The sequence below is a fragment of the Streptomyces sp. NH27 genome (assembly GCF_056859195.1).
This window is the reverse complement of record NZ_JACEGK010000334.1, coordinates 1-8,751: the sequence shown is the minus strand read 5'-3', so window position 1 is coordinate 8,751 and position 8,751 is coordinate 1. Positions and strand designations below refer to the sequence as shown.

The following is an 8,751-nucleotide window of genomic DNA, read 5'->3' as shown; positions in this document are numbered from 1 at the left end:
TCCGAACCCCGAACTGCCTGTCCCCTCAGCGTCCGTGGCCGCGCACCCCGTCACCAAGCCGAACCGCGTTCTCTCAAGGAACTCCAAAGTTCGCCGCCGTCCGCCCGCCGCGCCGCCGTCCGCCCGCCGCGACCCGCCGGCCGCCACGCGGGTGCTGCGGCACGGCGACCTGGAACTGGACGAGTCACCTACACCGTCCGCCGAGCCGGACAACCGGTCGAACTCACCCCCACCGAGTACAACTTGCTGCGGCACCCGTTGCGCGACGCCGGCCGCGTCCTCACCGAGGAACAACTCCTCCAGCACGTCTGGCGTTACGACAGCGTGGTGTCCTCCACCGTCGTCGAGACGTACATCCCGTATCTGCGAAGGAAGTTGGACCGGCTCGGACCGCCCCCGACCGGGCCCGCGACACCGGCGGCGCCGGCCTCGGCATGCCCGTCGTGCACGCGCTGGTCCAGGCCCACCACGGCCAGGTCACGGTGGAGACCGCGCCCGGTCGCGGCCTGACCGTACGGGTCACGCGGCCCGCGCGGTCAGCCGGCAACTCGCCCCCGCGTAGCGCGCGTTGAGTCGGCGGGGCGGTGGCCGGCCGGAGTACGTCCGGCCGTGCGTCTGTCACGCGGCCGGCACGGCCGGGGCGGCCGGGGCGGGCAGCGCGCGGGCGGCGCGGACGCCGGGCACCGCGGCCGTGCCCAGGCACGCGGCGGCGACGAGCGCGGCCGAGACGTACAGGGGTGCGCCCGGGCCGAAGGAGCCGGCGGCCAGCGGCGCGGCGGCGTACCCGACGGGCATCGCGGCCATCGACAGCAGCCAGTCGTAGGAGGTGACGCGGGCGAGCACCCCTGCGGGCACGGAGGCATACACGTAGGTCTCCCAGACCGGGGTCAGGAAGCCGAGCGCGGCCAGGGCGACGCCGTAGGAAGCGACCAGCAGCCATGCGGGCGCGCCGGCGGCGAGCAGGGCCAGCGGCAGTGCGTAGCAGGCCAGGCCGAGGTTGCCGGTGAGGATCGGGCGGCTCAGCCGGGCGCGGGAGGCGAGCAGCGATCCGAGCAGCAGCCCGACCGAGCCGGCTTCCAGGACCGCGACCCACATGCCGTCGCCGCCGGCCCTGCGGTGCGCGACGAGCGGGCCGAGCGTGGCCATGACGGCCGCGGCGCCGTTCCAGATGCCGTGTGCCACCAGGCTGGTCCAGTACCAGTCGCGAGAGCGCACCTCGCTCCAGCCCTCGACGAGGTCCGCGCGCATCGAGCGCCGGGGTATCCGCTCCCGGCGCACCCGGATCAGCGCGAGTGTCGAGGCGCTCGCGGCGAAGGTGGCCGCGTCCAGGACGAATGCCCAGCCGGGCCCGGCGGTGAAGATCAGGGCGCCGGCTACGGCCGGGCCGGCCAGCCGGGTGGCGTTCGCGGCCGACGCGGTCAGCGCGTTGGCCCGCAGCAGGCCGGCGGCGCCCACGGTGCCGTTGATCAGGGGCGCGGTGGTCGGCATCGCGAACGCGGAGGCGATGCCGCCGACCGCCTCGGCCACGGCGATGTGCGCCAACCGCGGTGCCCCGCCGATGAGTTCGAGACCCACCAGGAGCTGCGCGGCGCACCGGACCAGGTCGGTGGCGAGGGCGACCTTGCGGGCGTCCAGTCGGTCGGCGAGAACACCGCCCAACGGTAGGAGCAGCAGCCGCGGCACCATCGCGCAGCCCAGCACGAGGGCGAGCGCGGAGGGCGAGCCGGTGGCGCGGCTGATGGCGATGGCCAGGGCGGCGGGCACGACGGCGTCGCCGAGCGCGGACAGGGTGCGTCCGGTGAACAGGAGGCGGAAGGCGCGGAGCCGGAGGGGGTGCGTCACGCCCGCAGAGTATTTCGGCGACGAATCTTTCGTCAACGAATAATTAGCTGCCGATGGGCTGCGGGTGCCCGGCATAGGATCGCGGTCATGACGCCTGCCGCCGCCCCCCGGCCCCCGGAGCCTTCGTCCGCCGGACGGTCCACGTCCGCCGCCCGGCCGGCACCCGCCGGCGACCCCGCCCGGGACCGGACCGACGGGCACGTCGAGCGCTGGATGCCGGTGCTGGACGGCCTCGACCCGGACATCGAGGGCGCGGTCACCCGGGCCAACGCCCTCACCGACCACCTGCGCAGGGTCAGGGAGCGCTCGCTGGCCGACTTCGGCCTGCACAAGCACGAACACGACACGCTGCACACCCTCGCCGGCCGCGGCGGCCGCGCCGTGCCCTCCGAGCTCGCCGCCGATCTGAAGCTGGCCCCCGCCTCGATCACCGGGCGCCTGGACGGCCTGGAGCAGCGCGGGTTCGTACGCCGCAGCCACTCCGCCGAGGACCGCCGCCGCGTCGACGTCGAGCTCACCGACGAGGGCCGGGCCGCGTGGCTCGGCGCCCTGGACGTCGTCGGGCACGAGGAGTACCGCCTGCTGGGCACCCTCAGCGTGGCCGAACGCCGTACCCTGTCAGACCTGTTGCGCCGGATCATGGTTGTCGCCGAGGCCACGTAGGACCTTCCGGACCCGGCGCCCGCTGTCGGTGGGGGCGCCTAGGGTCACCTTCATGGCAACGGTGACCTTCGTCGACGAGACGACATCCGGTGGGCGGAGCGGCTCCCGGGGGCTGGAGATCGCGGAAGAGCGGCTGACGGGAGGGGAGTTGATACGCAGGAGGGTCTTCCAGGAGGTCGCGGAGTACAACGCGGCCGGGATGGAGGTCTTCCGCGGCCTCGTCCAGCCGTCCGACACCGAAGTGGCTCTGAACGGCTACCGGTTGGGCACCCCGCGCCGGATCGATCCCGAGCGGCAGTACGAGTTGGCGCGCACCGCCTTCGGCAGCAACGGTTTCCTGGTGCTGGTCGGGGACCGCCAGGTCGAGGAGTGGGACCAGGAGATGGACCTGCCGCTCGGCACCGAAGTGGTCTTCCTCAAGCTCGCGCCGCTGGTGGGTGGCTGACGGCGGTCTTCGGCGAACTCGTGGCGGCGGCCCGGCGGCACGTCGCCGAGCGGGACGTCGGCTCACTGGCCGACGTGCTGGTGCAGGCGGCCGAGCAGAGCGGCGGGCCGCGGCGCTGACCTGGCGCAACGCCGCGGGCAAGGCCGTCCAGCGCCCGCCCGCGCCACTGAAGCGGGAACAGCCCCAGCTGGTTGCCGAGTTGAAGGCCGGCGCGAAGGACATCGATAAGATGCTCAGCGCGCGGGCCGAGCGGCTGGACCGGCAGCTCCTGTCCCGCCGCGCCTGGGCGTACGCCGCATGGCGCGCGCACTGCGTCGACCACCCGCTGATCGGCACCCTCGCGGTGATCCTCAGCAAGGCGATGCTGCTCGCCCAGGACACAGAAATCACCGATCCGACGATCTTGAGTCAGCTGTGAGCCGTGAGTTGCCGCAGAGGATGTGAAAGCGGGCTCTTGTGCTGCATGCGGGCGAGACGCAGAACGACTCCGGCATCAGAAAGCAGCCGCGTGGGACATCCTCTACATCTTTTCCCCTTCAGGATAGTTGGGGGCAAAGCCGTGCTCGAACTTCGTGCAGGCGTCGGCCTTTTTCAGGAAGGCATCTCTGTCGTTGATGCGTATCTCGAAGTAGACAATGCGGCCGGAGAGCCAACTCTTCAGATCGGCAGGCGAGGCGTAGTGCGCCAGGACATCGGCATAGCACTTCATGCGTTTGGTGTAGACGTTGCCTTTGATCTGCCGGCCTTGCATGTCGGTGTATCCGTCGGCTCCATAGTACTTTTTGAGTGCTTCGACCATCTTCGTCTGCTGGCCGTTTCCTCCGCCGCCGCACCCCCCGAGCGTGCCGACACAGAGTGCGCATAACAGTACGGCTGCCATCTTCGGCAACACTGATTTTCGGAACACGGTCCACCCCCGTTGTGACGACCATTCCGGGCCTTCGCCTCCTGGTTCTGCCCGGCTGTTCCGATCAACTAAACCACACCCGAAGGGCGTGATGTCATGTACGACCGGGTTCGCGAGTTCCCGACCTAAGAGGACGTCTCACGTGGCTGTTTGCTGATGCGGCGTGATGCTGAGCGGATGAAGCCGATCTCCGGCGTCGGTTGGTTCCTGACGACCTGTCCAGCACAGGAGCCCGAAAACGGTCGGGCCCCGCTTCCTGGCGGAAGCGGGGCCCGACGCGTCGGAAAGGTTAAAAGCGGCGGGTGATCAGGGCGCGCTTGACTTCCTGGATCGCCTTCGTCACCTCGATGCCGCGCGGGCAGGCGTCCGTGCAGTTGAAGGTGGTGCGGCAGCGCCAGACACCGTCCTTGTCGTTCAGGATCTCCAGCCGCTGCTCACCGCCCTCGTCGCGGGAGTCGAAGATGAACCGGTGCGCGTTGACGATCGCGGCTGGGCCGAAGTACTGCCCGTCGTTCCAGAAGACCGGGCAGGCCGACGTGCACGCGGCGCACAGGATGCACTTCGTGGTGTCGTCGAACCGCTCGCGGTCCGCGGAGGACTGGAGCCGCTCGCGGGTCGGTTCGTTGCCCGTGGTGATCAGGAACGGCATCACGTCGCGGTACGCCTGGAAGAACGGGTCCATGTCGACCACGAGGTCCTTGAGCACCGTCATGCCCTTGATCGCCTCGACGGTGATCGGCTTCTCCGGACTGACGTCCTTGATCAGCGTCTTGCAGGCCAGCCGGTTCTTCCCGTTGATCCGCATCGCGTCCGAGCCGCACACGCCGTGCGCGCACGAGCGGCGGAAGGTCAGCGACCCGTCGATCTCCCACTTGACCTTGTGCAGCGCGTCCAGCACGCGCTCCTTGGGGTCGACCTGGATCTGGTAGTCGACCCACTCGGCCTCGGCGGAGACCTCCGGGTTGAACCGGCGCACCCGCAGGGTGATCGCGATCAGGTGCGCTCCGGTGACCTCGGCCGCGTCCAGGGCCGCCGAGTGCTTGTCGACCGTCGGGGTGCTCATCAGTACTTACGCTCCATCGGCTGGTAGCGGGTCTGCACGACCGGCTTGTAGTCGAGGCGGATCGACTCGGTGCCGTTCGCGTCCACCTCGCGGTACGCCATCGTGTGCCGCATGAAGTTGACGTCGTCGCGGGTGGGGAAGTCCTCACGGTAGTGGCCGCCGCGGGACTCCTTGCGGGCCAGCGCGGAGACCGCCATGACCTCGGCGAGGTCGAGCAGGTTGCCCAACTCGACCGCCTCCAGCAGGTCGGTGTTGAACCGCTTGCCCTTGTCCTGGATGGAGACGTTGAGGTAGCGCTCGCGCAGCTCGGCGATCTTCTCCACCGCGGTCTTGATGGTCTGCTCGGTACGGAAGACCATCACGTTGGCGTCCATGCACTCCTGGAGCTCCAGGCGCAGTACGGCGACCCGCTCGTTGCCGGTGGAGTTGCGCAGCCGCTCGACCTGCGCCTCGACCCGCTCGGCCGGGTTCTCCGGCAGCGGCACCAGGTCGCTGGCGTGGGCGTACTCCGCGGCGGCGATGCCGGAGCGGCGGCCGAAGACGTTGATGTCCAGCAGCGAGTTGGTGCCCAGCCGGTTCGCGCCGTGCACGGAGACACAGGCCACCTCGCCGGCCGCGTACAGGCCCGGCACCACGGTGGTGTTGTCGGAGAGCACCTCGCCCTGCACGTTGGTGGGGATGCCGCCCATCGCGTAGTGCGCGGTGGGCTGGATCGGGATCGGGTCGGTGTACGGCTCGATGCCCAGGTAGGTGCGGGCGAACTCGGTGATGTCCGGCAGCTTCGCGTCCAGCTGCTCCGGCGGCAGGTGCGTCAGGTCGAGGTAGACGTGGTCGCCCTCGGGGCCGCAGCCGCGCCCTTCGCGGATCTCGGTGTAGATCGCGCGGGAGACGACGTCACGCGAGGCGAGGTCCTTCATGACGGGCGCGTACTTCTCCATGAAGCGCTCACCGTCCTTGTTGCGCAGGATGCCGCCCTCGCCGCGGGCGCCCTCGGTGAGCAGGATGCCCATCCGCCAGATGCCCGTCGGGTGGAACTGGAAGAACTCCATGTCCTCCAGCGGCAGCCCGCGCCGGTAGATCGCGGCCTGGCCGTCACCGGTGAGGGTGTGCGCGTTGGAGGTCACCTTGAAGAACTTGCCGGTGCCGCCCGACGCGTAGATCACCGCCTTCGCCTGGAAGACGTGCAGCTCGCCGGTGGCCAGTTCGTACGCCACCACGCCGGCCGACCGGCGCACGCCGTCGACCTCGACGAGCAACTGGTCCAGGACGTAGAACTCGTTGAAGAACTCCACGCCCTCCTTGACGCAGTTCTGGTAGAGCGTCTGGAGGATCATGTGGCCGGTGCGGTCCGCGGCGTAGCAGGAGCGGCGCACCGCGGCCTCGCCGTGGTTGCGGGTGTGGCCGCCGAAGCGGCGCTGGTCGATCCGGCCCTCGGGCGTCCGGTTGAACGGCAGGCCCATCTTCTCCAGGTCGAGGACCGCGTCGATGGCCTCCTTCGCCAGGATCTCGGCGGCGTCCTGGTCGACCAGGTAGTCACCGCCCTTGATCGTGTCGAAGGTGTGCCACTCCCAGTTGTCCTCCTCGACGTTGGCCAGGGCGGCAGCCATGCCGCCCTGGGCCGCGCCGGTGTGGGACCGGGTCGGATAGAGCTTGGTCAGGACGGCGGTGCGGCTGCGCTTGGTCGACTCGATGGCGGCGCGCATACCGGCGCCGCCCGCGCCGACGATGACGGTGTCGTACGTGTGGAATTGCATGGGGGTCGCTTCCCTGTCCGGCCCTGGCCTAGCGAATGTTCGGGTCGAAGGTGAAGATCACCAGCGACCCGAGCGCGATGGTGAACGCGACAGCGGTGAACAGCAGCGTCTTGAGCCAGACGCGGGTGTTCGGCTGCTCGGCGTAGTCGTTGATGACCGTGCGCAGGCCGTTGCCGCCGTGCAGCATGGCCAGCCAGAGCATGGCCAGGTCCCAGTACTGCCAGAACGGCGAGGCCCAGCGGCCCGCGACGAACGCGAAGCCGACCTTGGTGACACCGCCGTCCAGCACCAGCTGGATCAGCAGGTGGCCGAGGACCAGCACCACCAGCACCACGCCGGACAGCCGCATGAACAGCCAGCCGTACAGCTCGAAGTTGGTGCGGCCGCGGCGCGGGGTGCGCTTGGTCCGGGTCCGCGGCGGCTCGATCACCGGCGCCGGGTTCTCCGGGCTGTAGGAGATGCTGGAGCCGGTCAGTTCGACGGCGTCCTTGGGGGAGACTTCAGTGGCCATGGGTCGTCAGCTCCCGAACAGGACTCGGGCGGCGTGGCCGAGTACCGGGTAGATCGCGCCGAGCATCAGGACGATCCACAGGCCCATCACGGTCCAGAACATCTGCTTCTGGTAGCGGGGGCCCTGGGTCCAGTAGTCGACGGCGATGATCCGCAGACCGTTCAGCGCGTGGAAGAGGATCGCGGCCACCAGGCCGTATTCCAGCAGGCTGACGATGGGCGTCTTGTAGGTCGCCACGACCTTGTCGTAGTCCTCGGGGGAGACGCGCACGAGTGCGGTGTCGAGGACGTGGACGAACAGGAAGAAGAAGATGAGGACACCGGTGACTCGATGAGCCACCCACGACCACATGCCTTCCCGGCCGCGGTACAGCGTTCCAGCCGGCACGGAAAAAACCCTCCGGGAGCGGTATGAGGGCTGCCGGCTTCTTGTCGGTCACGCCCGGCCGGGTACGGTCCACCGGCCCCGGCCATCGTAGCGACGTGACCTGTGCCTCGTACTGCGGGGTAGTGCTTGTGTGATCGATCCCGCACGGTCGGGTGAACGCGACAGGCCCTACGGCCTGCGCGCGTCCACCAGCGCGGACGCCCGGAGGCCGCCGGGGCGCGCCGCCAGGCGCAGCAGCCGGGCCCGGGCGATCCGCCTCAACTGCTCGGCGGTGACGGCCGACTCGTGGTCCGCGTCGTGGCCGAGCCGGGCGCGCAGGCTGGCCATGGTCTGGTCCAGGGCGGCGCCCGGGTCGGCCGCCTCCAGCGCGATCACGAAGACGTGGCCGAACCTGGCCTCGTAGGCGGCGTGCGCGGCGCGCAGCGCGGTGTGGACGGCGAGGCCGCCGCGGTCCGGCAGCGCGGTGGTGTCCTCGCCCTGGAGCGCCTCGGCGACATCGGCGGGTGCCAGGTCGTACGCCGCCTCGTCGGCCGCGGCGAGCAGCGCGTCCACCGTCGGATAGGGGCGGTGGGCGGCCATCCGGCGGGCCCAGCGGTGCGAGCCGCAGCAGGTGCGCAGGGCCGCCTCGGCGTCGGCGGTCGGCACGCGGTTGAGCAGGCTCAGCCCCTCGGGCGGCGTGTCGCTGGACAGCGGGGCTCCTGGATCACGATGCGGGCGCGCCGGCACGGTGGGTGGTACGGCGCGCGGTTCGGGGCGCGGGGCGAGGCGCGTTACGGGGGGCGTTACGGAGGGCACGGCAACTGTAGACGCGGCTGCGGCCCGATCGGTTGGCCCGATACGTGAATTCACCCGTACGAGCGCGGGTCGCGCGGCAGGTTCGGGCGCGGCGCGATCAGGTGGGGAGGTGGAACGGTCGGAAGCGGGCGCGGTGTGACCGGCGCGAGTGGTGCGGCTGGTTCGGTCGGCGTGACCGGCGTGAGCGGTCCGGTCGGTCCGGTATGACGACGGCCGGGGGCCGCCTCCCCCCACAGGAGCGTCCCCGGCCGCCGACTTGTACGGCGTATGCGCGACCGAAAGTGTCACCGGCGGTCATGGGGCAGGATGGTGCCTGTTCGCGAGGGACCAGGGGGTCGAGGGGGCGGGGACCGGACGTGGATCTGGAGACCGCGGTGAGCGCGG

12 protein-coding genes and 1 pseudogene are annotated in these 8,751 nt (G+C 70.5%); 5 read left to right on the top strand and 8 right to left on the bottom strand.

Annotated features, from left to right (window positions below; all coding sequences use genetic code 11):
- Positions 1–243 precede the first annotated feature (243 nt).
- Positions 244–324, top strand: a pseudogene (locus AC13HU_RS24540) (DNA-binding response regulator); the annotation flags it as partial.
- On the opposite strand, the gene AC13HU_RS24535 reads toward AC13HU_RS24540, so the two are convergent.
- Positions 315–470, bottom strand: a complete 156-nt coding sequence (locus AC13HU_RS24535; RefSeq protein WP_483044107.1) for a hypothetical protein — start codon at positions 468–470, stop codon at positions 315–317. The pseudogene AC13HU_RS24540 and the gene AC13HU_RS24535 overlap by 10 nt on opposite strands.
- On the opposite strand from AC13HU_RS24535, the gene AC13HU_RS24530 reads away from it, so the two are divergent.
- The gene (locus AC13HU_RS24530; RefSeq protein ID WP_483044104.1) at positions 435–572 is read left to right on the top strand and encodes a hypothetical protein; all 138 of its coding nucleotides are present in this window, start codon (positions 435–437) and stop codon (positions 570–572) included. The genes AC13HU_RS24535 and AC13HU_RS24530 overlap by 36 nt on opposite strands.
- Positions 573–618: 46 nt before the next feature.
- Here AC13HU_RS24530 and AC13HU_RS24525 read toward each other — a convergent pair whose 3' ends face one another.
- The gene (locus AC13HU_RS24525) at positions 619–1,842 is read right to left on the bottom strand and encodes an MFS transporter (protein WP_483044103.1); all 1,224 of its coding nucleotides are present in this window, start codon (positions 1,840–1,842) and stop codon (positions 619–621) included.
- Between the two features lie 213 nt (positions 1,843–2,055).
- Between AC13HU_RS24525 and AC13HU_RS24520 the strand changes: the two genes are divergently transcribed.
- The 3 genes from AC13HU_RS24520 (at position 2,056) to AC13HU_RS24510 (ending at position 3,368) form a co-directional block, all read left to right on the top strand.
- A complete protein-coding gene (locus AC13HU_RS24520) occupies positions 2,056–2,505 on the top strand; it encodes a MarR family winged helix-turn-helix transcriptional regulator (protein WP_483044106.1) in 450 nt (149 codons plus the stop codon).
- Positions 2,506–2,557: 52 nt separating this feature from the next.
- Positions 2,558–2,950 carry a hypothetical protein gene (locus AC13HU_RS24515; RefSeq protein WP_483044102.1) on the top strand — a complete coding sequence of 131 codons (393 nt, stop codon included), beginning with the start codon at positions 2,558–2,560 and terminating at the stop codon, positions 2,948–2,950.
- A 115-nt stretch (positions 2,951–3,065) separates the two neighbouring features.
- Positions 3,066–3,368, top strand: a complete 303-nt coding sequence (locus AC13HU_RS24510; protein ID WP_483044105.1) for a DUF4132 domain-containing protein — start codon at positions 3,066–3,068, stop codon at positions 3,366–3,368.
- Between the two features lie 102 nt (positions 3,369–3,470).
- Here AC13HU_RS24510 and AC13HU_RS24505 read toward each other — a convergent pair whose 3' ends face one another.
- The 6 genes from AC13HU_RS24505 to AC13HU_RS24480 all read right to left on the bottom strand — a co-directional run bounded on the left by AC13HU_RS24505 (position 3,471) and on the right by AC13HU_RS24480 (position 8,298).
- Positions 3,471–3,830 (bottom strand): hypothetical protein, encoded by a 360-nt coding sequence (locus AC13HU_RS24505; protein WP_483044101.1) that lies wholly within the window; start codon positions 3,828–3,830, stop codon positions 3,471–3,473.
- Positions 3,831–4,146: 316 nt separating this feature from the next.
- Complete coding sequence (locus AC13HU_RS24500) at positions 4,147–4,920, bottom strand: succinate dehydrogenase iron-sulfur subunit (RefSeq protein WP_483044100.1); 774 nt, start codon at positions 4,918–4,920, stop codon at positions 4,147–4,149.
- A complete protein-coding gene (gene sdhA, locus AC13HU_RS24495) occupies positions 4,920–6,674 on the bottom strand; it encodes a succinate dehydrogenase flavoprotein subunit (protein WP_483044099.1) in 1,755 nt (584 codons plus the stop codon). The genes AC13HU_RS24500 and sdhA overlap by 1 nt, the downstream gene beginning before the upstream one ends.
- A 28-nt stretch (positions 6,675–6,702) precedes the next feature.
- Positions 6,703–7,185 carry a succinate dehydrogenase hydrophobic membrane anchor subunit gene (locus tag AC13HU_RS24490; protein ID WP_483044098.1) on the bottom strand — a complete coding sequence of 161 codons (483 nt, stop codon included), beginning with the start codon at positions 7,183–7,185 and terminating at the stop codon, positions 6,703–6,705.
- 6 nt (positions 7,186–7,191) lie between these two features.
- A complete protein-coding gene (gene sdhC / locus AC13HU_RS24485; protein ID WP_202235655.1) occupies positions 7,192–7,572 on the bottom strand; it encodes a succinate dehydrogenase, cytochrome b556 subunit in 381 nt (126 codons plus the stop codon).
- Between the two features lie 168 nt (positions 7,573–7,740).
- Positions 7,741–8,298 (bottom strand): 2-oxo-4-hydroxy-4-carboxy-5-ureidoimidazoline decarboxylase, encoded by a 558-nt coding sequence (locus AC13HU_RS24480; RefSeq protein WP_483044097.1) that lies wholly within the window; start codon positions 8,296–8,298, stop codon positions 7,741–7,743.
- Between the last annotated feature and the right edge of the window lie 453 nt (positions 8,299–8,751).